Genomic DNA, 26,456 nt, shown 5'->3' on the forward strand with positions numbered 1-26,456 from the left:
TGAGCTTCCATTATGACGGATGAGCCGCCTGATTTCCGACATGGCGAATGAAAAAGGGCCGCTTGCGCGACCCTTCCCCTTTTTACCATTCGGCAAAGCTGCCATCGGCATGGCGCCAGACGGGATTGCGCCAGCGATGTCCCTCCCTTGCGCGCTCGATGACATAGGCCTCGTCGACCTCGATGCCGAGGCCCGGCCCCTGCGGGATCGAGACGAAACCGTCGGCATAGTGGAACACCTCCTTGTTGGAGACATAGTCGAGGATATCGTTGCCGGTGTTGTAATGGATGCCGAGGCTCTGTTCCTGGATGAAGGCATTGTAGCTGACGGCATCGACCTGCAGGCAGGCGGCAAGCGCGATCGGGCCGAGCGGGCAATGGGGTGCCAGCGCCACGTCATAGGCTTCGGCCATGGCTGCGATCTTGCGGCATTCGGTGATGCCGCCGGCATGCGAAAGGTCCGGCTGAATGATGTCGACATAGCCGTCCGAAAGCACCTGCTTGAAATCCCAGCGGGAATAGAGCCGCTCGCCGAGCGCGATCGGCGTCGAGGTGTGGTTGACGATATCGCGCAGCGCTTCCTTATTCTCCGAAAGAACCGGCTCCTCGATGAACATCAGCTTGTAGGGCTCAAGCTCCTTGGCGAGAACCTTGGCCATCGGCTTGTGGACGCGGCCGTGGAAATCGACGCCGATGCCGATATGTGGGCCGATCGCCTCGCGGATGGCGGCGATGGTCTCGACCGCCTTCTCGACCTTCTCGTTGGTGTCGACGATCTGCATTTCTTCGCAGCCGTTCAGCTTGATCGCCTTGAAACCGCGCGCAACCACATCCTTGGCATTGTTGGCGACGTCAGCAGGCCGGTCGCCGCCGATCCAGGAATAGACCTTTATGCGGTCGCGCAACTGGCCGCCGAGCAGCGAATGGATCGGCTGGCCAAGGGCCTTGCCCTTGATGTCCCAAAGCGCCTGGTCGATGCCGGAGATCGCGCTCATATGGACGGCGCCGCCGCGATAGAAGCCGCCGCGATACATCACCGTCCAATGGTCCTCGATCAGGAAGGGGTCCTTGCCGATCAGGTAGTCTTCCAACTCGTGAACCGCGGCCTGGACCGTCAGCGCGCGGCCTTCGACGACCGGCTCGCCCCAGCCGACGATGCCTTCATCGGTCTCGACCTTCAGGAACAGCCAGCGTGGCGGAACGATATAGGTGGTGAGTTTGGTGATCTTCATCGCGGTTCTTCAGCTCTTCCTGGGGGTTGCGACTGGCGGCATTTCCGCAGAGGTGGTGGGATCGATTATTTCGTTCTGCCGATTGCCTTCTCGGCAGCGGCCAGGTCGCGCACCGCAAGATCGAGCATGCGGTTGGCGCATTCGCGGGCGCCGGCCTTGTCACGCATGCGCAGGGCCTCGACGAGCTCGCCGTGAACGAGCACCGCATCCTCCCGGTTTTCGACGGCGATGTTGGAGGCATGCAACGCATATTTCAGCGCCGCATGGATGGCGCTCGACAGGCGGCGGAACACCTGGTTGTGGCTGGCGGTGAGCAGCACCGTATGAAACATCACGTCGGCATCGGTGAAGCTTTCCGGTTCGCCGGCGCTGTCGCGCATCTGTCGCCAGGCCTTGTCGAGATCGGCGATCTCTTGGGCGCTGGCGCGTTCGGCGGCATATTCGGCGGCTGCCGGTTCGATGGTGCGCCGGGCCTCGAGAATGCAGCCAAGCAGGTCGAAGTCCTTGATGTAAGGCCCCATCCAATCGAGCACTTCGGCATCGAGGATATTCCACTCGTCCCTGTCGCAAACGGTCGTTCCGACCCGCGGCTTGCCGCGGACGAGCCCCTTGGATTCCAAAACTTTAAGCGATTCGCGAATGACGGTGCGGCTAACGCCGTAGAGTTCGCAGAGGTCGTTCTCACGGGGCAGCGGCGAGCCCGAGGGATAGCGGTCCGCACAGATATCCTGAGCGATCGCCACTGTCACGTTGCGGCGTACGCGCGGCCGGCGTTCGCTGCTGCTGGAGCTTTTTTCCGCCCGGCTTTGTCCCTCAGATTCCAACTTCACCTCTCCGCAACCCTCCCCGGGAACAAACCGAACCTCATTATCCGAATTCCATCGGCTTTGCGACGGGTCCTCCGGCTCCCATTGCTATCCTATTATTCTAATCATCATACATTGGCAATTGACTGGTATGATGATTTAACATAATTCATAACACACTGCCGGGGAGGCAGTTGCTCGATTTCAGAGTTTAGGGAGAGAGACATGCGCTTGTTCAAAGCAGCTATTGTGGCTGGCACTTTCGCCATTCTGACAGCCGGCTCGGCATTTTCCGCGGACGTCAAAATAGGGTTTATCGTCAAGCAGCCCGAGGAGCCGTGGTTCCAGGACGAATGGAAGTTTGCCGATCAGGCCGCCAAGGAAAAAGGCTTCACGGTCGTCAAGATCGGTGCGGAGGATGGCGAGAAGGTGCAGTCGGCGATCGACAATCTCGGTGCCCAGGGCGCCCAGGGCTTCATCATCTGCACCCCTGACGTCAAGCTCGGTCCCGGCATCGTCGCCAAGGCCGAAGCCAACCAGCTGAAGCTGATGACGGTCGACGATCGCCTCGTCAGCGCCGACGGCAAGCCGCTGGAAGACGTGCCGCATATGGGGATTTCGGCGACCAAGATCGGTGAAACGGTCGGCCAGGCCATCGTCGACGAGATCAAGAAGCGCGGCTGGGACATGGAGAATGTCGGCGCGATCCGGGTCTCCTACGACCAGCTGCCGACCGCCGTCGATCGCGTCGAGGGCGCCATCTCGGTGCTGAAGGCTGCAGGCTTCCCTGCCGAGAACATCTATGACGCGCCACAGGCGAAGACCGATACGGAAGCGGCGCTGAATGCCGCGACCACGGTTCTCAACAAGCATGCCGACGTTAAATACTGGGTCGCCTTCGGCCTCAACGACGAAGCCGTTCTCGGCGCCGTCCGCGCGTCCGAATCGGTCGGCATCCCGGCGGCCAACGTCATCGGCGTCGGCATCGGCGGTGCGGAGTCGGCGATCAACGAATTCAAGAAGCCGGCCGCGACGGGCTTCTTCGGTACGGTCATTATCTCGCCGAAACGCCACGGCTATGAGACGGCGCTCAACATGTACGACTGGATCGCCAACGGCAAGGAGCCGGAAAAGCTGACGCTGACGTCCGGTTCGCTGGCGCTGCGCGGCGATTACGAGAAGGTCCGCAAGGACCTCGGCATCGAGTAATCATTCCCGAATGATGCATCTCCGGCGGCCGCTTACGCGTGCCGCCGGGACTTTCGCGGCGGAGTGATGATGGCTTTCCTCGAATTCAAACACATTTCCAAGGGCTATCCCGGCGTGCAGGCGCTGGCCGATGTCTCCTTCAGCGTCGAGAAGGGCGCCGTGCACGGCCTGATGGGTGAGAACGGCGCCGGCAAATCGACGCTGATCCGTGTGCTTTCCGGCGATCAAGCCGCGGACGCCGGCAGCATTCTCATCGACGGCGAAGAGCAGAAATACGGATCCGTTCGCGACGCTTTCCACGCCGGCGTCATCGTCATCCATCAGGAACTGCAGCTCGTTCCGGAGCTGACGGTGGCCGAAAATCTCTGGCTTGGCCGCTTTCCTGCCAAGGGGGGCGTGATCAATGGGAAAACCCTGATCGAGACAGTCCGGTCGAAGCTCGAAGAGATCGGTATCGATGTCGATCCGTCGGCCAAAGTCTCCTCGCTTTCGATCGGTGCCCGGCAGATGGTCGAGATCGCCAAGGCCGTGATGCTCGACGCCAGGGTCATCGCGCTCGACGAGCCGACGTCCTCGCTTTCCTCGCGCGAAAGCGAAATCCTGTTTTCGCTCATCGAAAAGCTGAAGGCGAAGGGCGCGGTCATTCTTTACGTCTCGCATCGTCTCGACGAGATTTTCCGGCTTTGCGACAGCCTGACGGTGCTGCGCGACGGCAAGCTTGCCGCCCATCATCCCGAGATCGCCGGAACGACGCGCGAGCAGATCATCTCCGAGATGGTCGGCCGCGAGATCAGCGATATCTGGGGATGGCGCGAGCGCCCGCTCGGCGACGTGAGGCTGCAGGTCGAGGACCTATCGGGACCGAGACTGCGCAATCCGATCAGCTTTTCGGTCCGCCGGGGCGAGATCCTCGGCTTCTTCGGCCTGATCGGCGCCGGCCGCAGCGAGATGGCGCGGCTGCTCTATGGCGCTGATGCGAGAGACCAGGGCCAGGTGCGGATCGATGGCGCCGCCGTTTTGCCGAACGATCCGAAAGCGTCGATCGATGCCGGCATGGTGCTCTGCCCCGAGGACCGCAAGTCCGACGGCATCGTTCAGGGCCGGTCGATCGAAGAGAATATCGCGATCTCCTCGCGCCGGCATTTCTCCCCCTTCGGGATTTTGAATCCCAAAAAGGAGGCGGCGCTGGCTGACGAGTTCATTGCGCGGCTTCGGGTGCGAACGCCCTCGCGCAAGCAGGACATCATCAATCTTTCCGGCGGCAACCAGCAGAAGGTCATTCTCGGCCGATGGCTTTCCGAACAGGGTGTCAAGGTTCTCGTCATCGACGAGCCGACGCGCGGCATCGACGTCGGGGCGAAATCCGAGATCTACGAAATTCTTTATGAGCTGGCCGCCGGTGGAATGGCGATCGTGGTGATATCGAGCGAATTGCCCGAGGTCATGGGCATCTCCGATCGCATCATGGTGATGTGCCAGGGCAGGGTGGCGGCCGATGTCGCCCGACCGGATTTTGACGAGCGCAGCATTCTGACGGCAGCGCTTCCCGACAAGAATGCCGCCGGCACCATCCAGCATCAGGAACACGGACGATGAACTCGTTGAAAAAAATCCTTCTCGGCGAACAGGGACTGGTGGTGATCTTCGCCGCCGCCTTCGTCATCGTTTCGCTCTTCGTCCCGAACTTCCTGACCGAGCGGAACATGCTGGGGCTGCTGCAGTCGGTGGTCACGATCGGCATCGTCGCCTGCACGATGATGTTTTGCCTTGCGTCGCGTGATTTCGACCTTTCGGTCGGATCGATCGTCGCTTTTTCCGGCATGGCTGCGGTAATGGTCTCGAACGCGACAGGCTCCATTCCGGTCGGGTTGCTGGGCGCCCTGCTGTGCGGCGCGATCGTCGGCTTCGTCAACGGCATCGTCATCGCCCGCTTCCGCATCAACGCGCTGATCACCACGCTTGCGACCATGCAGATCGTGCGCGGGCTGGCGCTGATCGCTTCGGATGGCCGCGCCGTCGGCATCAACGATCCCGCCTTCTACCAGCTTGCGCTGTCGCGCTTCCTCACCGTGCCGACGCCGATCTGGATCATGCTCATCCTGTTCGTCTTTTTCGGTTTCGTGCTCAACCGCACCGTCTTCGGCAAGAACACGCTGGCGATCGGCGGCAATCCGGAGGCTTCGCGGCTTGCCGGCGTCAACGTCGTCAACATGCGCATCTGGATCTTTGCGCTGCAAGGCCTCGTCTGCGGCATTGCCGGCATCCTGCTTGCCTCGCGCATCACTTCCGGCCAGCCGAATGCGGCGACCGGGCTTGAGCTTTCGGTGATTTCGGCTTGCGTTCTCGGCGGCGTCTCGCTTGCCGGCGGCCGGGCGGCGATGAGCGGCGTCATTGTCGGCGTGCTGATCATGGGCATTGCCGAAAACGTTATGAATCTGCTGAATATCCAGGCATTCTATCAGTATGTCGTGCGCGGGCTGATCCTGTTGATCGCGGTGCTGCTCGACAATCTCAGGTCTTCGGCGGCAGGACGGCGTGGATGAACAAGGGACATCGCGGAGATGAAATCGAGCTGAGCCACGGCGATCTCTCGGTCCGGGTCAGCCGCCGGGGCGCTGCCCTGACCGCCGCAACGTTTCGTGGCAAGCCCTTTCTCCTTCCGGCCGGCGGCCCGGACGGGATCTTCGCAAGTTTTCCCATGGTGCCGTTCGGCAATCGCGTGGAAGGCAATACCATGTCCTTCGGCGGACGCGATTATGTCTTCCAGCGAAATTGCCACGATTCCCTCTATCTGCACGGCGATGGCTGGATCAGCCTTTGGCAACTGGAGGAATCGAGCTCCGAGCATGTGCAGCTCAGCTTTTCCAGAGATGCCGACGGCATTTCGCCCTACGCCTATCGCGCCCGCCAAGAGATCCGTCTTGCCGGCAATCGGCTGGCGCTGACGCTTTCGGTGGAGAACCGGGGTGAGGCGGCTTTGCCCTTCGGTCTCGGCCAGCATCCCTTCTTCGTCAGGACGCCGGAAACGCGGTTGACGATTGCCGCCGAGCGCTTCTGGAACGAGCGGCACGACCATCTCCCCGGAGAACCCGGTTCGGTCCCTGATGATTTCGATTTCAGCTCCAGCAAGCCGCTGCCGCGGTTCTGGATGAACAATGCTTTCGAGGGATGGGACGGGCGGGCAGCCATCGCCTGGCCGGAACTTGGAATTCAAGCAGCGCTTGAAGCCGATGCCGCGCTCGGCCGGTTCATGCTCTATATGCGGACCGACCGCACGGATTTCTTCTGCCTCGAGCCGATGAGCCATCTGCCGAACGGCCATCACCTGCCGGAGTTCGGAGGCCTCATGCCGCTCGCGCCGGGTGAGGTTCTTTCCGGCAAGGTGACGATCGCGCTGTCGGCGCTGCCGGTTCAACGGGAGGAGAGATGATGGGTGACCGCCTGCAGGGCAAGAACATCCTGATAACCGGCGCTGCGCAGGGTATCGGTCTTGCGATCGCGAAGGCGTTCATCAGCGAGAATGCGGCCGTCTATCTCGTCGACCGCGATGCGGCGCTGTTGGCCCGGGCAGCGGCGGACCTCGCGAGCACCGGCGCCCGGGTCGGCTATCTGCCGGCCGATATCACGGATGCCGGAACGATCAGGCTGGCGGTTGCCGAGGCGAATGAGGAGATCGGTCCGCTGAACGCGCTCGTCAACAATGCCGGGGTCAACGTCTTCGCCGAACCGCTCGCCACGACGGATGAACAGTGGAGCCGCTGCTTCGACGTCAACCTCAAGGGCGCATGGAATTGCTGCAAGGCGGTGCTGCCCGGCCTGATCGAACGGGGCGGCGGCGTCGTCCTCAATATCGCTTCCACGCACGCCTTCACCATCATTCCGCACACCTTTCCGTACCCGCTGGCGAAGCATGCGCTGCTCGGCATGACCAAATCGCTGGGTCTGGAATATGCGGCCCGCAATATCCGGGTGAATGCTCTGGCGCCGGGCTATGTCTCTACGCAGAAGGTGATCGATTACTGGAACAGCTTCCCCGACCCCGAAGCGGCCAAGGCCGAAACGATGCGGCTGCATCCCGGCGGGCGGATCGCAACGCCGGAGGAGATCGCCATGGCGGCGGTGTTCATGATCTCCGACGAATGCCCCTTCATGAACGCCACGTGCCTGACGATCGACGGCGGCCTCAGCGTGCTGCAGCATGCCGTCTGAGCGGCATTGCCGGCAGGATTTTTACAAGCCTGTCGTCTTCTGCCGATAGAGCGTTATATTGCCTGTCGGGAAGGCGAACCTGATCTCCCGCAGGCTTGGAGCGGCACGTCGCCGCTACCTGAAAGCTCAATTGAAAACAGGAGGACGGCATGCAGATCAATCGTACGGCTTCGGCCCATTGGACCGGTGGCCTCAAGGACGGCAAAGGCCTGATCACGACGCAGAGCGGCGCGCTGAAGGATTATCCCTACGGCTTTGCAAGCCGCTTCGAAGGCATTCCCGGCACCAATCCGGAAGAGCTGATCGGTGCCGCCCATGCCGGCTGCTTCACCATGGCGCTGTCATTGATCCTCGGCGAAGCCGGCTTCACCGCCGAGCATATGGAAACCTCCGCCAAGGTGACGCTCGAAAGCGTCGAGGGCGGCTTTGCCGTCACCGCCATCCATCTTTCGCTCTCCGGCCGCGTCCCCGGCGCCGATCAGGCGACTTTCACCGAACTCGCCAACAAGGCGAAGGCCGGCTGCCCGATTTCCAAGGCGCTCGCCGCCGTTCCGATCACGCTCGACGTCAAGCTCGCCTGATTTTCGCTGCCGCAGGGGTGCCGCGCGCTTCCGCGTCGCGGCACTTTCGTTTTTCCCGCGCGCCGAGACCTTTACCGAAATGCCGTGGTCAGTGGGCCGGGAAGCAGCGTCGCAGAACCTTTCGCGCTGTTGCAGTTCCATGCTTCGATATTGACAAATGACGTCTGATATTTTACGACTGACGAAATTCAAAAATCGTCAGTCGTAACTCGAGGCATCGAAACTCATGAACGACATTGCGGAAAATACGCTCGACGTCACGCGGCAGGAGAATGTGACCCGCATTCTCGATGCGGCCGAGCGGCTGTTCCGTCACTACGGTTACAGCAAGACGACGGTGGCCGACATTGCCCGCGATCTCGGCATGTCGCCGGCCAATATTTATCGCTTCTTCGCTTCCAAGGTGGAGATCCACCAGGCGCTCTGCGGGCGCATGCTCGCCACCGCCTATCAGATCGCCTACGATATCCGCCATCAGCCGATTAGCGCCGCCGAGCGTTTGCGCCTTTACGTCAAGACACAGCATCAGCTGACGCTGGATCTGATGCTCGACGAGATGAAGGTGCACGAGATGATCATTGTCGCGATCGAGCGCGACTGGCACGTCATCGAGAAACATATCGATCGCGTCCATGATCTCATTGCCGAAATCATCGCGGAAGGCATTGCAACCGGCGAGTTCGCCGAGCAGGACCCGGTCGTTGCCTCGCGCTGCTTCGGTGCGGCGACCATCAATCTCTGTCATCCGCAAATGGTCGCGCAGTGTCTTGCGAAAACCAACCGCGCAAGCGTCGACGAACTGATCGATTACGTGATCAGGGCGCTGAAGAAATAACGGGCGGCAGCGGCCGCCGGAAACCCCAAAACGATCCAGGAGTGCGGAAGATGTTTTCGCTCAAGACCCTCAGCAACCGCATGCCGTCCGCCGCAAGCCTCGCGCTCGTCGGCGCCATCGGCATTGGCCTTTCGGCCTGCTCGGAAGAAAAAGCTGAGGTCAAGGTGGTTGTCCGGCCGGTGAAGGTGGTCGAGATCGCCAAGGCCGGCGATACGCGCAAGCTCGATTATTCCGGTTCGGTCAAGGCGCGCACGGAGATGAACCTCGGCTTCCGCGTCGCGGGCAAGATCACCGAGCGGCTCGTCGATATCGGCGACCGGGTGAGCCCGGGGGATGTTCTCGCCCGGGTCGACGCCACGGATTACCAGCTGGCGGTCAAGACGGCGGAGGCCAATCTCGCCGCGGCCGAACGTGGCGTCGAAACCGCCGATCTCGCCAATAAGCGCGCCGAGCAACTCTTCGACAAGAGCGTCGCCCCCAAGTCGCAGCTCGAACAGGCCGCACTCAGCCACGACCAGGCGATCTCGCAGCGCGATGCCGCGCTCTCGGCGCTCGACCAGGCGAAGAACCAGGTGAGCTATACCGAACTCAAGGCCGGTCAGACCGGCATCGTCACATCGATCAATGCCGATATCGGCCAGGTAGTCGGCTCCGGCAGCCCGGTCGTCACCGTTGCCGTCGACGGCGAGAAGGAAGTGCAGATCGCGGTTCCGGAAAACGACATTGCCGAATTCAAGCCGGGCAAGACTGTTAAGGCCAGCTTCTGGGCGGACGACAGACTGGTGCTCGACGGCAAGGTGCGGGAGGTTTCCGGCAGCGCCGATCAGCAGTCGCGCACCTTTGCTGTGCGCGTGAGCCTGCCGAACGACCCGCGCATATTGCTCGGCATGACGGCGACGATCGAGGCCGACGTCGATAATGGCGACAGCTATGTCTCGATCCCGCTCAGCGCGCTGGCGGAGAAGGACGGCAAGCAGATGGTCTGGACCGTCGACCGCGATACCGCAACCGTGCACGGCCGCGATATCAAGGTCGCCGATTTCACCGGCGACGGCGTGCATGTGACCGAGGGCCTCGATACCGGCGATCTCGTCGTTGCCGCCGGCACGCAGTTCATGAGCGAAAACCTGAAGGTGAAGGTGCCGGACCAGCAGTCGGCCCTGGCCAAGACGGATCAGACGGTCCGTTAAGCGCGCCGTGAAAGGGAACAGGACCATGGACGCCACCACCACCGAGAAGCGGCCCTTCAATCTGTCGCGCTGGGCGATCGCGCATCCGAGCATCGCCCGCTTCCTCTTCGGGCTGATCATCATCACCGGCGTGCTCGGCCTGATGCGCATGGGCCAGCGCGAGGATCCCGAATTCACGTTCCGCGTCATGGTCGTCCAGGCGCTCTGGCCGGGCGCTTCCATCCAGGAGATGGAAGATCAGGTCGTCAACAAGATCGAGCGCAAGCTGCAGGAAACCCCGCATCTCGACTGGGTCAAATCCTATACCCGGGCGGGCAGCGCGATCATCACCCTGCAGATACAGGGCGACACGAATTCGCAGGAAGTGGCGGATGCCTTCTACCAGGTGCGCAAGAAGGTCGGAGACATCTCCAGCGAGCTGCCGCAGGGTCTGCTCGGCCCCTATTTCAACGACGAGTTCGGCGATACCTTCATCACGCTGCATTCGATCAGCGGCGAGGGCTATTCCTATCCGGAACTGAAGAAATTCGCGATCCAGGCGCGCGACATGCTCCTGACGACGCCGGGCGTCGAGAAGGCCGTCATCATCGGCGACCAGCCGGAGAAGATCTATATCGACGTCTCGTCCAAGTCGCTCGCCGAGCGAGGTCTCACGATCCTCGACCTGCAGAATGCCATCAAGGGCCAGAACAATGTCGATCCGGCAGGCTCGGTCGACACCGGCCTACGCTCGGTGCGCATTTCGGTCGAAGGCGACGTGAAGAAGGCGGCCGATATCCGTGAGCTGCGCCTTCGCGCCGGCGGCCAGGTAACGCGGCTTGGCGATATCGCCACCGTCAGTTCCGGGCTCGAGGACCCCTATCAGCGCAAGTACCGTTTCAACGGCCACGAAAGCGTTCAGGTCGGCGTCGTCATGGCCAAGGGCTTTAACGTCACCGATGTCGGCAAGGATGTCGAGGCGACCTATAAGCGCTTCGAGGAGGCGCTGCCCTATGGCGTGGCGGTCGACCAGATCGCCAACCAGCCCGACGTGGTGACGGATGCGATCAGCGAATTCATGCATGCGCTCGGCGAAGCCCTCGTCATCGTGCTCGTTGTCTCGTTCCTGTCGATCGGCTGGCGCTCGGGCCTCGTCATCGCCATCGCCATCCCGCTGGTGCTCGCCGCCACCTTCGCGCTGATGTACGAACTCGGCATCGACCTGCAGCGCATCTCGCTCGGCGCGCTGATCATTGCGCTTGGCCTGCTCGTCGACGATGCAATGATCGTCGTCGAGATGATGGAGCGAAAGCTGGAGGAGGGGCTGGTCAAGGTGGAGGCGGCGAGCTTCGCCTATTCCTCGACCGCCTTCCCGATGCTGACGGGCACGCTGATCACCACGGCGGGCTTCATTCCCGTCGGCTTTGCCGCATCGACGGCCGGCGAATATGTGCGTTCGCTGTTTTACGTCGTCGGCATCGCGCTGGTGACCTCGTGGTTCGTCGCGGTCTATTTCACGCCGTGGCTCGGTTACATGATCCTCAAGCAGCGCCATCACGCCGGCGAGCATCACGACGCCTTCGACACGAGTTTCTACCGCCGGCTGCGCGGCATGGTTGCGTGGGCGGTTCGCCATCGCGTCATCGTGCTGCTCCTGACGCTCTGCACCTTCGTCACCAGTCTCTGGGCCTTCCAGTTCATTCCGCAGAATTTCTTCCCGCAATCCTCGCGGCCGGAAATTCTCGTCGATCTCTGGCTGCCCGAGGGCACCAGCATCAAGGAAGTCGAAGTGCAGGCAAAGGCGCTCGAAGCCAAGATGATGGACGATCCCGACAAGAAGTTCATCGCCACCTATATCGGCGAAGGCGCACCGCGCTTCTTCCTGCCGCTCGATCAGCAACTGCGTAATCCGAATTTCGCCCAGCTTCTCGTCATGGCCAATGACGAGCCGGCGCGCGAACGGCTGATCGTCAAGCTGCGCACGATTCTTGCAGAAGACTTCCCCGATATCCGGGGCAAGGTCGACCGCCTGTTCCTCGGGCCCCCGACCGGTTGGCCTGTGCAAATGCGTGTCATGGGACCTGATCGCCAGGAAGTGCGCGAGATCGCCGATCAGGTGAAGGCACGGTTTGAGGCCAATCCGATGCTCGGCGCCATCCATGACGACTGGCTGGAACAGGTGCCGGCGATGAAGCTGGTGATCGACCAGGACCGCGCCCGGGCGCTCGGCGTCACCTCGCAGCGGGTGCGCCAGATGCTGCAGACCGCCATGTCCGGCGCGCCGCTCGACGATTTCCGCGACGGCGAGGAGACGGTCTCGATCGTCGCTCGCGAGCCGGATTCCAGCCGCTCGCTGCTGTCGGCGGTCAATTCCGTCTATGTCCCGACGGATTTCGGCGGCTTCGTGCCGGTCTCGCAGGTCGCCAAGGTCGTGCCCGTCATGGAGCAGGGCATCGAATGGCGACGCGACAGACTGCCGACCATCACCGTGCGCGCCACACTGCCCGACGGCGTACAGCCGAACGACGTGGTCATGAAGATGTATGCCGACATGAAGGACCTGCGCGACAGCCTGCCGGCCGGCTACAAGGTCGAGATCCAGGGCGGCGCCGAAGATGCGGCCGAAAGCCAGATGTCGATCGCCGCCAAGGCGCCGATCATGCTCGCCGTCATCATCGTGCTGCTGATGGTGCAGCTGCAGCATTTCGGCAAGGCGATGCTGGTGCTCGCCACCGGCCCGCTCGGCATCATCGGTGCGGCGGCCGCCCTGCTGATCAGCGGCGCACCTTTCGGCTTCGTGGCGATCCTCGGCGTCATCGCGCTGCTCGGCATCATCATGCGCAACTCGATCATCCTGGTCGATCAGATCGATCAGGATATCAAGGCCGGCATGCACCGGCAGGAGGCGATCGTCGGCGCGGCCGTGCGGCGTTTCCGGCCGATCATGCTGACGGCGCTGACCGCCGTGCTGGCGCTGATCCCGATCTCGCGCGGTGTCTTCTGGGGTCCGCTCGCCTACGCGATGATGGGTGGCATCCTCGTTGCGACAGTGCTCACCATTCTGGTTCTACCCGCCGGTTACGCCCTTTTCTTCGGCCGCGAGCCGAAGACAAAGGACGAGCCAGGCCGGGATGCCGACGCCATCCAGGAAGAGGCGGATGCCAGACATCCGCCGGCGTTGGCAGCCGAGTGAAGGCGGCGCGGCGAAAGCCGCGCCGTTTTCCTTTCAGGCCGCAGGTCCTCGTCAAAGCCCGCCGGCGCCGATTCCATTGCTCTCTCGAAGAAGCTAAGCTGCTAGAGAATGCCCGGGAACCAGCCGCGATCCCGGCCATTCGATGACGGGGAGGATGCGACCATGGCCGATTATCGTCTGGAAACAAGCTGGCGCCCGGTCGAAGGCGGTTTCGGGTGCTTGACCTTCACGCTCTTCAATCTTTCGGCCGAGCCGCTTTCCGGCTTCTCGCTCGCCTATACGTCGGAGACGCGGGTTGCCGACAAGCATGTCTGCGACGGCGGCAGCCTCAAGCGGCAGGTGGCGCATTTCCATGAATTCATGCCGCCCGAGGGGTTGAGCGTGCGGCCCGGCGGACATTGGCGGTTCACGGTCGAGGGGCTGACCAGAGAGCCGAAACATGTAACGGCCGGCGTCAAATCGGCCTATCTGACGCTTGGCGACGGGCGCCATGTTCCCGTCGGGTTCGGCGCTCTCATTCTCGAAGGCCGGGACGGCGGCGCGGCGGCGCCGCTGCTGCCGGTGGGCCAAGTCCAGGAACCCTACTCGCTGCTGCCCTGGCCGCTTTCGCTCGGGCTGAAGGCGGGAGAGCTGCCGGTCGTCCTTTATCCGGCCGAGAAGACGCGGCCGGATGCGATCAGGACGCTTTCCCTGGTTCTCGGGCTCTACCAGCGGCTCTATCCCGCCGATACCGCGCCGTTTTCGCTGAGCGCCATCAAAGGCGGGCGCGCTATTCGTTTCGTCGCCGAATCGTCGATCGCAGCCTTTGCCTACGAGCTGCGTTTCACCGCCCATGAGATCGTGCTGTCGAGCGCGGATGAAGCGGGGCGGCAATATGGGCTGATCAGCCTGGCGCAGCTGCTGCACGGCGCCCGCGCCGATCGCGAGCACTTCAAATTTCCTAATTTCGGCACCATCGCCGACCAGCCGCGTTACGACTGGCGCGGCTGCCATCTCGATGTCGCCAGGCAGTTCTATCCGGTGGCCGACATCGTGCGGCTGATCGATATCCTCGCCTGGAACAAGCTCAACATCTTCCATTGGCACTTGACCGACGACGAAGCCTGGCGGCTGGAGATCAAAACCTATCCAGCGCTGACTGCGATCGGCGCGCGACGCGGGCCGGACGAGGTGCTCGTGCCGCAGCTCGGCGACGGAGCCGAACCCCGCGCCGGCCATTACACGCAGGATGACATCAGGCGGATCGTCGCGCATGCCGCCTCGCTGCATGTCGAGGTCGTGCCGGAAATCGACGTTCCCGGCCACAGCACCGCGACGCTGTTCTCGCTGCCGGAGCTTATCGACGGGCAGGAGGCGCCGGACAGCTACCGGGCGGTGCAGGGTTATCCGAACAACGCCCTCAATCCTGCGGTCGAATTCACCTATGAATTCCTTGGCAAGGTGTTCGACGAGATGGTGGCGCTGTTTCCCGGCGACTACATCCATATCGGCGGCGACGAGGTGGCGCAGGGCGCCTGGCTTTCCTCGCCGCTCTGCAAGGCATTGATGAAACGGGAGAAACTTTCCGGCACAGCCGAGCTTCAATCCTATTTCCTCAAGCGGATCAAGGCCATGCTGTCGGAGCGCGGCAAGAAGCTCGCCGGCTGGAACGAGGTCTCGCATGGCGGCGGCGTCGATCGCGACGGCACGCTGCTGATGGCCTGGGAGAAGCCGGCCGTCGGCATCGAGCTGGCGCAGCAAGGTTACGACGTGGTGATGACACCAGGGCAGGCCTATTATCTCGACATGGCGCAGGCCGAAGCCTGGGACGAGCCCGGCGCGGCATGGGCCGGTTATGCGCTGCCGGAACATAGCTATGCTTACGAGGCCGCAGGCGAATTGCCGGAGGCGCTGCAGGAGAAGGTGCGCGGCATCCAGGCCTGCATCTGGACCGAAAACTTCACCTCGCGCGCCTATTTCAACCGACTGGTCTTCCCGCGCCTTCCTGCCGTCGCCGAAGCTGCCTGGACGCCGTTGGAGCGCAAGGACTGGGATCGTTTCGCGGCGATCGTGCGGATGTGGCCTATGCTTTAGGACGCAGCCGCTTCGGCTTTCAGTCCGAGGAGTGCTGCGCCGATCAGGCCCGGCTCGATGCGGCATTGGCTCGGCACCACCAGCGGGCGGTCGAATTTGCGCAGGGTGCGGGTGCGCACGGCGCGGTCGAGTTCGGCAAGCAGCGGCTCGACATTGGAAAGCCCGCCGCCGACCGGAACAATGGTGGCGCCGGTGATGTTGATCGTCAGCGCCAGCGGCGAGGCGACGAGATCGACATAGACGTCGATGGTGCGTGCCGCCTTCTCCTCGCCGCGCCGCCACTCTCCGATGATCTCCTCGCTGGAAAGGTCGAGATCGTGCAGCGTCTTGTGCAGGCGCTCCAGGCCCCGGGCGCCGCCGACGGTATCGACACAGCCCTTCTGGCCGCAGCCGCAGGCATAGGCGGGAATGGCGGCGGGCGGATTGCCGGCCGCCGAAGCGATGATCGGGCCGTGACCCCATTCGCCGGCGAAGCCGCCGGCCTCGTTGACGAGGCGGCCGTCGGCTACCAGGCCGCCGCCGACACCGGTGCCGAGAATGGCGCCGAAGACGATGCGGTGGCCGCGGCCGGCGCCGAGACCGGCTTCGGCCATGGCGAAACAATCGGCATCGTTGGCGATCAAAACAGGCCGATCGAGCTTGGCTTCGAGATCGGCCGCGAGCGTGCGGCCATGGATGCAGGGAATATTGGCGCAGGTCAGGCGCTGCGTATCGGGATCGACGACGCCGGCGATGGAGAGCGCGATGCGGCTCGGTTGTTCGCCTGTTTCGGCGATGATGGCGCGCAAGGTCTCGACGAAAGCGGCAAAATCGTCCTTCGGCGTCGGGCGGCGGCCGAGGGGGACGATGTCTGTCTCGGAGCGGGCGATGCCGCCCTTGATGGCGGAACCGCCGATGTCGAATGAAATGATCATTGCACTCTGCCGTCTCTCTGGTCGCAAGCGTCTGCTCGCACTGTTGCAGTGGAATTACAAGCCTGCATTCCTTCTGCCGCCGTCGCCGCGCAACAAAGGAGCGATGATCGAGTTTAAATCGCTACAGGCTCGTCCTCATCACTATCCTGTCTCATAAGTCATTCAATTGGCATATTGCGCAGCCAAAATCGCAGCCTACATTTCCACCATCCACTGGTATCATGACCATCGAAAACGCCGAATCCCAGAGACGCAGAAGACCACGTCCACCCCGCGCCAAGGGCCGCCGCCTCTCAGCCGTCCTGCGGCAGCTGGCCGGCGACCGGAGCCGGGAATGGATTTCGATCGGCGATCTGTTCCAGACCATGGGCGACAGGGCGATCAGCGCGCTGATGCTGATCTTTGCGCTGCCGAACGCCTTTCCCACACCGCCCGGTACCTCGGCGGTGCTTGGGGCGCCGCTGGTTTTCCTGGCGGTGCAACTGACCTTCGGGCTGAAACCTTGGCTGCCGAAGGCGATTGCCAACCGCTCGATGCGGCGGGAGGATTTCGAGACCATCGTCGGGCGCATTCATCGCTGGCTCGCCTGGGCCGAGCGCATGCTGAAGCCGAGGCTTGCGATCTTTGCCGAGCCGCCGGCGGAATATTTCGCCGGTCTCGCATGCCTGCTGCTGTCGATCGTGCTGGTGCTGCCGGTTCCGCTCGGCAATATCCTGCCGGCAATCACGATCTCGGTCTTTGCTTTCGGCATATTGGGGCGCGACGGGCTATTCGCGCTTGCCGGTTTCATCATGACAGCCGTATCGCTCGTCATCGCCGGCGGCGTGATTTACGGTCTGGCGAAGGCGGCGATCTATCTCGTCATGCGATGGTTTGCCTGAGCGGCATCGGTTATTTCACGGGCTCGGTTGCAACGGGCTCGACATTTCCAGGAATTTTGTTTTGATCTGGCGCGATACAGACTCAAAAATCATGTTCGACGGCAGCAAGCCGGCTCACTTTGTGCGGTAGGCATTCAATGGCAAAAAGATCCGAGACCCCTGGACGGCTCGACGATGCGGCACGCGCCGGCTGGCTTTATTACGTCGCCGGGCGCACGCAGGACGAAATCGCAGCCTCGATGGGGATCTCGCGGCAATCGGCACAGCGGCTGGTGTCGCTGGCGGTCGCCGAACGTCTCATCAAGGTGCGGCTCGACCATCCGATCGCGGCCTGTCTCGAGCTGGCCAACCAGCTGCGACGGAAATTCGGGCTGAAACATGTGGAGGTCGTGCCGAGCGACCCCGGCTCCTCATCGACAACCGTCGGCATCGCCGAGGCGGCTGCCGCCGAGATCGAGCGCTGGCTGAAGCGGCCGGAGCCGATCGTGCTTGCGGTCGGCACGGGCCGCACACTGAAGGCGGCCGTCGACCAGCTGCCGGCAATCGAATGTCCCGGCCACCGCATCGTTTCGCTTACCGGCAACATCGCGCCGGACGGATCGGCCGCCTATTACAACGTCATCTTCAGCATGGCGGATGCAGTGAAGGCGCGGCATTATCCGATGCCGCTGCCGGTGCTCGTCACGTCGGCGGAAGAGCGGGAACTCTTGCACGGCCAGCAACTCGTGCGCTCGACGCTCGACATGAGTGCGCAGGCCGACGTCACCTTCGTCGGCATCGGCGAGCTTGGCATCGACGGGCCGCTCTGCGTCGACGGTTTCCTGGAAAAGGACGAGATGATGGAGCTGATGCGCGGCGGCGCTGCAGGCGAGATCTGCGGCTGGATCTTCGACGCCGACGGCAGGCTGATCGACAACCCGATCAACGAGCGCGTCGCCTCCGCGCCGATCCCGTCGCGCGAGTCGTCGACGGTCATCGGGCTCGCCAAGGGCAAGCGGAAATACAAGGCGATCAGAGCCGCCGTCGTCGGCCATCAGATCAACGGCCTGATCACCGACGAGGATACGGCTGAGTTTTTGCTCAAGAACTGAGCAAAAAATTTCGTATTTTAGATCAATGAGATAGGCATTCTCTTCGGCATCGCAGCATCGAATGCCGATTGACATTTTTTGTCGCTTGGTGAGTAATTGCCCATGAGCAAAGCGAATGCTCACATCTCGTCTTCTGGGAGGAAGATATGACATTGAGAACTTTTCTGCTGGGCGCCTGCTCAGCACTGGCGTTTGCCGGCATGGCTTCGGCCGAGACGCTGACAATCGCGACCGTGAACAACGGCGACATGATCCTGATGCAGAAGCTGACGGATGACTTCAAGGCGAAGAATCCCGGCATCGACCTCGAATGGGTCACCCTCGAAGAAAACGTGCTGCGCCAGAAGGTTACGACCGACATCGCGACCAAGGGCGGCCAGTACGACGTTCTGACGATCGGCACCTATGAGGTTCCGATCTGGGCGAAGCAGGGCTGGCTGCTGCCGCTCGACAATCTTGGCGACAGCTACGACGTGAATGACCTGCTGCCGGCAATCCGCAGCGGCATTAGCCAGGATGGTAAGCTTTATGCGGCTCCGTTCTACGGCGAAAGCTCGATGGTCATGTACCGCAAGGACCTGTTCGATGCCGCCGGGCTGAAGATGCCCGACGCTCCGACCTGGGATTTCATTGCCGACGCTGCCCGCAAGATCACCAACAAGGACAAGGAAATCTACGGCATCTGCCTGCGCGGCAAGGCCGGCTGGGGCGAGAACATGGCTTTCCTGACGGCCATGTCGAACTCCTTCGGCGCGCGCTGGTTCGATGAGCAGTGGAAGCCGCAGTTCGATCAGCCCGAGTGGAAGGACACGCTGACCTTCTACGTCAACCTGATGAAGGATGCCGGCCCTCCGGGTGCTTCCTCCAACGGCTTCAACGAAAACCTGGCGCTCTTCCAGACCGGCAAGTGCGGCATGTGGATCGATGCGACCGTCGCTGCCTCCTTCGTGAGCAACCCGAAGGATTCCACCGTCGCCGATAAGGTCGGCTTCGCACTCGCCCCGGACAAGGGCCTCGGCAAGCGCGGCAACTGGCTCTGGGCCTGGAACCTCGCCATCCCGGCAGGCTCGCAGAAGGTCGAAGCCGCCGAGAAGTTCGTCGCCTGGGCAACGAGCAAGGATTACACCAAGCTGGTCGCCGAGAAGGAAGGATGGCTGAACGCACCTCCCGGCACCCGCACCTCGCTCTATGAGAATGCGGAGTACCAGAAGGCCGCTCCCTTCGCCAAGATGACACTCGACTCGATCAACTCGGCCGATCCGACCAAGCCGACCGTCAAGCCGGTCCCCTATGTCGGCGTCCAGTTCGTGGCGATCCCGGAATTCCAGGGCATCGGCACGGCCGTGGGCCAGCAGTTCTCGGCAGCCCTTGCTGGCCAGATTTCGGTCGATCAGGCACTGCAGAGCGCGCAACAGCTCGCGACCCGCGAAATGACCAAAGCCGGCTACATCAAATAAAACCTCCTGAGCCAAGAGGCGGATACTTGACAATCCGCCCCTCTGGGCCGCCGATCGCCCGAATTGCATCGGCGGCCACATTTTTCAGAGAAAATTATCCTGCGACCGGCCCCCGCGTCAGATCAGATCGGTGATTGCCATGGCAACTTTACACACACGCTCCGCAGCGCGCCTGATGATTGCACCTTCCGTGCTTTTCCTCTTCGCGTGGATGATCGTCCCGCTCGCGATGACGATCTATTTCTCGCTGCTGAACTACAATCTGCTCAATCCCGGTATGGAAAGCTTCGTCGGCTTTCTGAACTACGAATATTTCCTGTCGGACCCGGCCTTCTTCGCGGCGCTGGTCAATACGCTGCTGCTCGTCGCCGGCGTGCTCGTGATCACCGTCATCGGCGGCATCGCCTTCGCGCTGCTGCTCGATCAGCCGATGTACGGGCAGGGGATCGTGCGCATCCTCGTCATCGCGCCGTTCTTCGTCATGCCGACGGTCGCGGCGCTGGTCTGGAAGAACATGTTCACGAACCCGGTCAACGGCCTCTTCGCGCATCTTGCCAAGGCGCTCGGCCTGCAGCCGATCGACTGGCTGGCGAATGCGCCCCTGCTCTCCGTCATCCTCATCGTTGCCTGGCAGTGGCTGCCCTTCGCCACCCTCATTCTGCTGACAGCGCTGCAGTCGCTCGACGAGGAGCAGAAGGAAGCGGCCGAAATGGACGGCGCCGGGGCGATCTCGAAATTCATCTACATCATCCTGCCGCACATGGCTCGCGCCATCACCGTGGTGATCCTGATCCAGACGATCTTCCTGCTTTCGGTCTTCGCCGAAATCCTCGTCACTACCAATGGCGGGCCGGGCACCGACAGCACCAACCTCACCTATCTCGTCTATGCGCAGGCGCTGCTGCAGTTCGATATCGGCGGCGCCTCGGCGGGCGGCATCGTCGCGGTCGTGCTTGCCAATATCGTTGCGATCTTCCTCGTCCGCCTCGTCGGCAAGAATCTGGAGGCTTGAGATGGCTCGAAAAGTCACAACCCAGCGCAAGGTCATCGTCACCGCGATTGCCTGGACGCTCGGCATCCTGATCTTCTTCCCGATCCTCTGGACGTTCCTGACCAGTTTCAAATCGGAAGCCGACGCCATCGCCTCGCCGCCGCAGTTCCTGTTCTTCCACTGGACGACGGAAAACTATGCGGAGGTGCAGAGCCGGTCGAATTATCTCAGCCACTTCATGAACTCGGTGGTCATTTCCTTCGGCTCGACGCTGATCGGCCTGATCATCGCGATCCCGGCCGCCTGGGCGATGGCATTCGCGCCCACCAAGCGGACCAAGGACGTGCTGATGTGGATGCTGTCGACCAAGATGATGCCGCCGGTCGGCGCGCTCATCCCGATCTATCTGATGTTCCGCAATTCCGGCTTGCTCGATACGCGCACCGGTCTGGTGATCGTGCTTACCCTCATCAACCTGCCGATCATCGTCTGGATGCTCTACACCTACTTCAAGGAAATTCCCGGCGAGATCCTCGAAGCGGCGCGCATGGACGGGGCGTCGCTGATGAAGGAGATCATCTACGTGCTGACGCCGATGGCGGTGCCGGGCATCGCCTCGACGCTGCTCCTGAACATCATCCTTGCCTGGAACGAGGCGTTCTGGACACTCAACCTCACCGCCTCGAAGGCGGCGCCGCTGACGGCCTTCATCGCCTCCTATTCCAGCCCGGAAGGCCTGTTCTACGCCAAGCTCTCGGCTGCCTCGACCATGGCGATCGCGCCGATCCTGATCCTCGGCTGGTTCAGCCAGAAACAACTCGTCCGCGGCCTGACCTTCGGCGCAGTGAAATAAGAAAAGGGAGAGAAACATGGGCAGCATTACCCTTCAGAAGGTTTCCAAGGTCTTCGGCGAAGCCAAGGTCATCCCTTCGATCGATCTCGATATCAATGACGGCGAATTCGTCGTCTTCGTCGGCCCGTCGGGCTGCGGCAAGTCCACGCTGCTCCGGCTGATCGCCGGTCTTGAGGATGTGTCCGGCGGCAAAATCGTCATCGACGGCAGGGACGCCACCGAAAAGGCTCCCTCGGAACGCGGCCTTGCGATGGTGTTCCAGTCCTATGCGCTTTATCCGCATATGAGCGTGCGCAACAACATCGCCTTCCCGCTGAAGATGGCGGGCGTCGATAAGGCTGAGATCGACCGCAAGGTGACGGATGCCGCCCGCGTGCTCAATCTCACCGATTATCTGGAGCGCAAGCCGCGTCAGCTTTCCGGCGGCCAGCGCCAGCGCGTGGCGATCGGCCGCGCCATCGTGCGCCAGCCTTCGGCCTTCCTCTTCGACGAGCCGCTGTCAAACCTCGACGCAGCGCTGCGCGTCAACATGCGCCTCGAAATCAGCGAACTGCATCAGCAGCTGAAGACGACGATGGTCTACGTCACCCACGACCAGGTCGAGGCCATGACCATGGCCGACAAGATCGTCGTCTTGAACAGGGGCAATATCGAGCAGGTCGGCTCGCCGCTCGAACTCTACAGCCGCCCGCGCAACCTTTTCGTCGCCGGCTTCATCGGCTCGCCGAAGATGAATTTCATCAAGGGCCAGAACGCGGCCGAGCTCGGCGCGCATACGATCGGCATCCGTCCCGAACATGTGCTTTTGTCGATGGAAAGCGGCGACTGGAAGGGCAGGGTGGTGGTTGCCGAACATCTCGGTTCCGACACCTTCCTGCATATCGATGCCGACGGCATCGGCATGGTGACGGCGCGCGGCAGCGGCGATTTTGCCGCCAAGGCGGGCGATACGGTCTACCTGACGCCGGACCGTTCGCGCATTCACAAATTTAACGAGGGCGGCCTCGCCATCTGAGGCGGGCAGCCGGCTGGGGGCAGGCATGCGAGCCGGGCGATGGCGCCCGGCCGTCTCGGCAAGACCTTCAAGAGGACTGAAACATGACGTGCAAACTATCGCTGGCAACGCTTTCGGACGCGGCGCGCACTGCCGCCGTCCCCTCCTATGACAGGGCGTCGCTGAAAGCCGGCATCGTGCACTTCGGCGTCGGCAATTTCCACCGCGCCCACCAGGCGATCTATCTCGACGATCTCTTCAACCAGGGCGCCGATCATGACTGGGCGATCGTCGGCGCCGGCGTGCTGCCGTCCGATGCCGCCATGCGCGAAAAGCTTGCAGCGCAGGATTTTCTGACGACGGTGGTGGAGCAGGACAACAACAAGACCGCGGCGCGCGTGACCGCGCCGATGATCGACATCCTGCCGGTCGGCGATCCCGCCGCGACCATCGCGAAGCTCGCCGATCCTGAAATCCGCATTGTCTCGCTGACGATCACCGAAGGCGGTTATTTCATCGATGCTTCAGGCACGTTCAATCCGGCGCACCCGGCGATCGCCGCCGACGGGAAAAATCCGGGTGCGCCGAAGACGGTCTTCGGCCTGATCGTTGCCGGCCTGAAGGCGCGCAAGGACAAGGGCCTCGTGCCCTTCACCGTCATGTCCTGCGACAATATTCCCCATAACGGTGTCGTCACCGCCAATGCCGTGATCGGTACGGCGGCGCTTTCCGACCCAGCTCTTGCGGACTGGATCCGGGCCAATGTCGCTTTCCCGAATGCGATGGTCGACCGCATTACACCGGCGACCGGCCAGCGGGAGATCGATTTCCTGCGAGAGAATTTCGACATCGAAGACAACTGGCCGGTCTATTGCGAAGAATTCAAGCAATGGGTGCTCGAAGACAAGTTCACGGCCGGCCGGCCGGCGCTGGAGAAAGTCGGCGTCACCTTCGTTCCCGACGTCACGCCTTACGAGCATATGAAGATCCGGATTCTCAACGGCGGGCACGCAGCGATCGCCTATCCGGCGGCGCTGATGGACATTCATTTCGTGCATGATTCCATGGAGGACCCGCTGATCCGTGCCTTCCTGGCGAAGCTGGAAAAGGACGAGATCATCCCGATCGTGCCGCCGGTGCCGAACACCTCGCTGACCGATTATTTCGCGCTGATCGAACATCGGCTTCTCAATCCGAAGATTGCCGACACCATTCCGCGCCTGGCGCAGGACGGATCGAACCGCCAGCCGAAATTCATCCTGCCGTCGACGCTCGACAATCTCCACCAGGGTAGGGATATCGTCGGTCTGGCGCTGGTCTCGGCGCTCTGGTGCCGCTATTTCGCCGGCAAGACCGACAGCGGCAAGGATATCGTCTTCAACGACGCCAGTGCCGATCGGCTGCATGCTGCGGCGCTGAAAGCCAAGGACGATCCCGCAGCCTTCCTCGCCTTCGACGACATTTTCGGTGAGGTGGCAAAATCCGAACTTTTCCGCAAGCGTTTTGCCCATGCGCTCAAAACCCTGTGGGAAAAGGGCACGCGGGAGACCTTGCAGCTCTATCTCGACGGCAAACTGGCAGTGTAGGAATGGGCATGGCGGCATCCATTGCCGCCGTCCATCCGGCCTTGCGGTTACAGCGGGTCGCGTCCGAATCGAACTCAGGTTGGGTCTTTCATGGCTGATGCTGAACCACGGCTGGTCATCTTCGATTGCGACGGCGTGCTCGTCGACAGCGAACCGATCTCGATCAGCGTTCTTGTCGGTGCAATGAACGATCTCGGCGTCTCGATCACCGAGGATCAGGCCTATGAGCGGTTTCTCGGCCGCAGTCTCTCGACCCTCATCGATACGCTGGAAACCGAATTCAACGTCCATGCCGGCGAGGAATTCCTCGAGCGTATCCGCACCGATCTCTATTCCCGTTTCCGCACCGAGCTGAAGCCGATCGAGGGTATCGCGGCAACGATCGACGGGCTCGGTATTCCCTGCTGCGTCGCTTCTTCCAGCCAGATGGAGCGGATCCGGCTGTCGCTCTCCGTCACCGGACTTCTCGACAAGCTGCCCGACATCTTCAGCGCGACGATGGTCAAGCGCGGCAAACCGGCGCCCGATCTCTTCTTGCATGCGGCCCGGCAAATGCATGTGGAACCGGCTTCCTGCCTCGTTATCGAGGACAGTCCGGCCGGTATCGCGGCGGCCAAGGCGGCGGGTATGACGGTCTTTGCCTTCACCGGCGGATCGCATGCCAATTTCGCCGGATACCGCGCCGAACTCGACCGGCTTTCGCCGGAAGCGGTGTTTGACGCCATGCCGGATTTGATACACCTTGTCCGCAACCATAAGCTGGACGGGACCAAATTTTGATGCGTGATCATGTGGTTGCGGTGGATATCGGCACCGGCAGTGCGCGTGCCGGCGTCTTCGATGCGCGCGGCCGGCTGCTTGCCAAGGCCGAGCAGACGATCATCATGAACCGGCCCCGCGAAAACCATGCCGAGCATGATTCCGAGGATATCTGGTCGGCCGTCTGCACGGCGGTGCGCCGCGCGATGGAGCAGTCGGGCATTGCTGCGGCCTCGGTCGGAGCGATCGGTTTCGACGCCACCTGCTCGCTCGTCGTGCGCGACGTCGAAGGACGGCAGATCAGCGTCTCGACCGGTGGCGAGAAACGTTTCGACACGATCGTCTGGCTCGATCACCGGGCGCTGAAGGAAGCCGATTTTTGCACGGCGACGGAGCACAGAGTGCTCGAGCATTCCGGCCATGTGATGTCGCCGGAAATGGAAATGCCGAAGCTGATGTGGCTGAAGAAGAAACTGCCCGCCACATGGGAGAAGGCCGGCTATTTCTTCGACCTCGCCGATTTCATGACGTGGAAATCGACCGGATCGCTTGCCCGTTCGCGCTGCACGCTGACGGCGAAATGGAACTATCTCGCCCATCTCGAGAAAGGCTGGCAGCAGGATTTCCTGGAGCGGATCGGCCTCGAAGACCTTCAGGCGCGCGGCAATCTGCCGGATGAGACCGCGCCCGTCGGAGACAGCGTCGGCCGGCTGACGCCCGATGCAGCCCAAGCACTTGGGCTCACCGTCGATTGCCACGTCTCGGCCGGGATGATCGACGCTTATGCCGGCGCACTCGGCGCGCTCGGTGGCTATGCCGCCGATCCCGTCAAACGCGAGCACCAGCTGGCGCTGATCGCCGGCACGTCGAGCTGCATCGTCGCCTTCTCGCAGGAGCGCAAGCCGAGCCACGGCATGTGGGGACCTTATTACGAAGCGGTCTTCCCGCAATGCTGGCTGGTGGAGGCCGGGCAATCGGCGACCGGGGCGCTGCTCGATCACATCGTGCGCATGCACGCGGCCGGCGGCGAACCGACCTCGGCGCTGCATCAGAAGATCGTGAGCCGGATTGCTGAATTGCGGGCCGAGGAAGGCGATGCCTTCGGAGAGCGCATCTTCGTCCTGCCGGATTTTCATGGCAATCGCTCGCCGCTTGCCGATCCGCATGCCGTCGGCGTCGTTAGCGGGTTGACGCTCGATGTCTCCTTCGACGGGCTCTGCGCGCTCTATTGGCGGACCGCCGTGGCGATCGCGCTCGGCATTCGCCATATCCTGGAAAGGATGAAGGAATACGGCTACGTGCCCGACACACTGCATATCGCCGGCGGGCATGTGAAGAACCCTGTACTGATGGAGCTTTATTGCGACGCCACCGGCTGCAAGGTCGTGGTGCCGAAGATGAACGAGGCGGTGCTGCTCGGCACGGCGATCGCGGCATCCGTCGCCTGCGGCCTGCACAGGGATCTGGCGTCGGCCGGCGAGGCGATGTATCCGGGCGGCGAGGAGAGGCTCCCCGACAAGTCAAAGCAGGCGCTCTACGACCGCGATTACCGTCGCCTTCTCGCCATGTACCGGCATCGCGCCGAGCTGGAAGCGATGCAGTAAGCAGTTAAAGCGACGCGCTA

22 protein-coding genes are annotated in these 26,456 nt (G+C 62.3%); 19 read left to right on the forward strand and 3 right to left on the reverse strand.

All coding sequences use genetic code 11. The features are described 5' to 3' along the window. Positions 1-82 precede the first annotated feature (82 nt). Complete coding sequence (gene dgoD / locus ATY76_RS27090) at positions 83-1,231, reverse strand: galactonate dehydratase (protein WP_088677748.1); 1,149 nt, start codon at positions 1,229-1,231, stop codon at positions 83-85. Positions 1,232-1,296: 65 nt separating this feature from the next. Next, a complete protein-coding gene (locus ATY76_RS27095) occupies positions 1,297-2,055 on the reverse strand; it encodes a FadR/GntR family transcriptional regulator (RefSeq protein ID WP_088677749.1) in 759 nt (252 codons plus the stop codon). 207 nt (positions 2,056-2,262) lie between these two features. Between ATY76_RS27095 and ATY76_RS27100 the strand changes: the two genes are divergently transcribed. From ATY76_RS27100 to ATY76_RS27145, 10 genes are all read left to right on the forward strand, one after another. Continuing rightward, positions 2,263-3,246, forward strand: a complete 984-nt coding sequence (locus ATY76_RS27100) for an arabinose ABC transporter substrate-binding protein (protein WP_088677750.1) — start codon at positions 2,263-2,265, stop codon at positions 3,244-3,246. A gap of 69 nt (positions 3,247-3,315) precedes the next feature. Continuing rightward, the gene (gene araG / locus ATY76_RS27105; RefSeq protein ID WP_088678039.1) at positions 3,316-4,842 is read left to right on the forward strand and encodes an L-arabinose ABC transporter ATP-binding protein AraG; all 1,527 of its coding nucleotides are present in this window, start codon (positions 3,316-3,318) and stop codon (positions 4,840-4,842) included. Continuing rightward, positions 4,839-5,789: an L-arabinose ABC transporter permease AraH gene (araH, locus tag ATY76_RS27110; protein WP_088677751.1), complete on the forward strand. Its 951-nt coding sequence runs from the start codon at positions 4,839-4,841 to the stop codon at positions 5,787-5,789. The genes araG and araH overlap by 4 nt, the downstream gene beginning before the upstream one ends. After that, positions 5,786-6,676, forward strand: a complete 891-nt coding sequence (locus tag ATY76_RS27115) for an aldose 1-epimerase (protein WP_088677752.1) — start codon at positions 5,786-5,788, stop codon at positions 6,674-6,676. Before araH ends, ATY76_RS27115 begins: the two co-directional genes overlap by 4 nt. Then, the gene (locus ATY76_RS27120) at positions 6,676-7,455 is read left to right on the forward strand and encodes an SDR family oxidoreductase (protein WP_088677753.1); all 780 of its coding nucleotides are present in this window, start codon (positions 6,676-6,678) and stop codon (positions 7,453-7,455) included. Before ATY76_RS27115 ends, ATY76_RS27120 begins: the two co-directional genes overlap by 1 nt. 149 nt (positions 7,456-7,604) lie before the next feature. Further along, complete coding sequence (locus ATY76_RS27125; protein WP_088677754.1) at positions 7,605-8,036, forward strand: OsmC family protein; 432 nt, start codon at positions 7,605-7,607, stop codon at positions 8,034-8,036. Between the two features lie 226 nt (positions 8,037-8,262). Beyond that, positions 8,263-8,871: a TetR family transcriptional regulator gene (locus ATY76_RS27130; RefSeq protein ID WP_088677755.1), complete on the forward strand. Its 609-nt coding sequence runs from the start codon at positions 8,263-8,265 to the stop codon at positions 8,869-8,871. Between the two features lie 50 nt (positions 8,872-8,921). Continuing rightward, the gene (locus ATY76_RS27135) at positions 8,922-10,061 is read left to right on the forward strand and encodes an efflux RND transporter periplasmic adaptor subunit (protein WP_088677756.1); all 1,140 of its coding nucleotides are present in this window, start codon (positions 8,922-8,924) and stop codon (positions 10,059-10,061) included. A gap of 25 nt (positions 10,062-10,086) precedes the next feature. Next, a complete protein-coding gene (locus ATY76_RS27140; protein WP_088677757.1) occupies positions 10,087-13,233 on the forward strand; it encodes an efflux RND transporter permease subunit in 3,147 nt (1,048 codons plus the stop codon). Positions 13,234-13,395: 162 nt separating this feature from the next. Next, entirely contained in the window at positions 13,396-15,306 is a 1,911-nt protein-coding gene (locus ATY76_RS27145; RefSeq protein ID WP_088677758.1) for a family 20 glycosylhydrolase, read from the forward strand. Here ATY76_RS27145 and ATY76_RS27150 read toward each other — a convergent pair. Beyond that, on the reverse strand, positions 15,303-16,220 hold the full coding sequence (locus ATY76_RS27150; RefSeq protein WP_088677759.1) for an ROK family protein: 918 nt from the start codon (positions 16,218-16,220) through the stop codon (positions 15,303-15,305). The genes ATY76_RS27145 and ATY76_RS27150 overlap by 4 nt on opposite strands. 302 nt (positions 16,221-16,522) lie before the next feature. Between ATY76_RS27150 and ATY76_RS27155 the strand changes: the two genes are divergently transcribed. From ATY76_RS27155 to ATY76_RS27195, 9 genes are all read left to right on the forward strand, one after another. Continuing rightward, positions 16,523-17,101 carry an exopolysaccharide biosynthesis protein gene (locus ATY76_RS27155; RefSeq protein ID WP_190233748.1) on the forward strand — a complete coding sequence of 193 codons (579 nt, stop codon included), beginning with the start codon at positions 16,523-16,525 and terminating at the stop codon, positions 17,099-17,101. Between the two features lie 137 nt (positions 17,102-17,238). Then, a complete protein-coding gene (locus tag ATY76_RS27160) occupies positions 17,239-18,192 on the forward strand; it encodes a sugar-binding transcriptional regulator (protein ID WP_088677761.1) in 954 nt (317 codons plus the stop codon). Between the two features lie 146 nt (positions 18,193-18,338). Next, a complete protein-coding gene (locus tag ATY76_RS27165) occupies positions 18,339-19,649 on the forward strand; it encodes a sugar ABC transporter substrate-binding protein (protein ID WP_088677762.1) in 1,311 nt (436 codons plus the stop codon). Between the two features lie 139 nt (positions 19,650-19,788). After that, positions 19,789-20,661: a sugar ABC transporter permease gene (locus tag ATY76_RS27170; protein ID WP_088677763.1), complete on the forward strand. Its 873-nt coding sequence runs from the start codon at positions 19,789-19,791 to the stop codon at positions 20,659-20,661. A 1-nt stretch (position 20,662) separates the two neighbouring features. Continuing rightward, on the forward strand, positions 20,663-21,493 hold the full coding sequence (locus ATY76_RS27175; RefSeq protein ID WP_088677764.1) for a carbohydrate ABC transporter permease: 831 nt from the start codon (positions 20,663-20,665) through the stop codon (positions 21,491-21,493). A 16-nt stretch (positions 21,494-21,509) separates the two neighbouring features. Beyond that, entirely contained in the window at positions 21,510-22,508 is a 999-nt protein-coding gene (locus ATY76_RS27180) for an ABC transporter ATP-binding protein (RefSeq protein ID WP_088677765.1), read from the forward strand. An 83-nt stretch (positions 22,509-22,591) separates the two neighbouring features. Continuing rightward, entirely contained in the window at positions 22,592-24,073 is a 1,482-nt protein-coding gene (locus ATY76_RS27185) for a mannitol dehydrogenase family protein (protein WP_088677766.1), read from the forward strand. A 90-nt stretch (positions 24,074-24,163) separates the two neighbouring features. Next, positions 24,164-24,853, forward strand: a complete 690-nt coding sequence (locus ATY76_RS27190; RefSeq protein WP_088677767.1) for an HAD family hydrolase — start codon at positions 24,164-24,166, stop codon at positions 24,851-24,853. After that, entirely contained in the window at positions 24,853-26,436 is a 1,584-nt protein-coding gene (locus tag ATY76_RS27195) for an FGGY-family carbohydrate kinase (RefSeq protein ID WP_088677768.1), read from the forward strand. Before ATY76_RS27190 ends, ATY76_RS27195 begins: the two co-directional genes overlap by 1 nt. Positions 26,437-26,456: the final 20 nt, after the last annotated feature.

The organism is Rhizobium sp. R339 (assembly GCF_002211395.1).
In the GTDB taxonomy this organism is placed as follows: Bacteria; Pseudomonadota; Alphaproteobacteria; order Rhizobiales; family Rhizobiaceae; genus Rhizobium.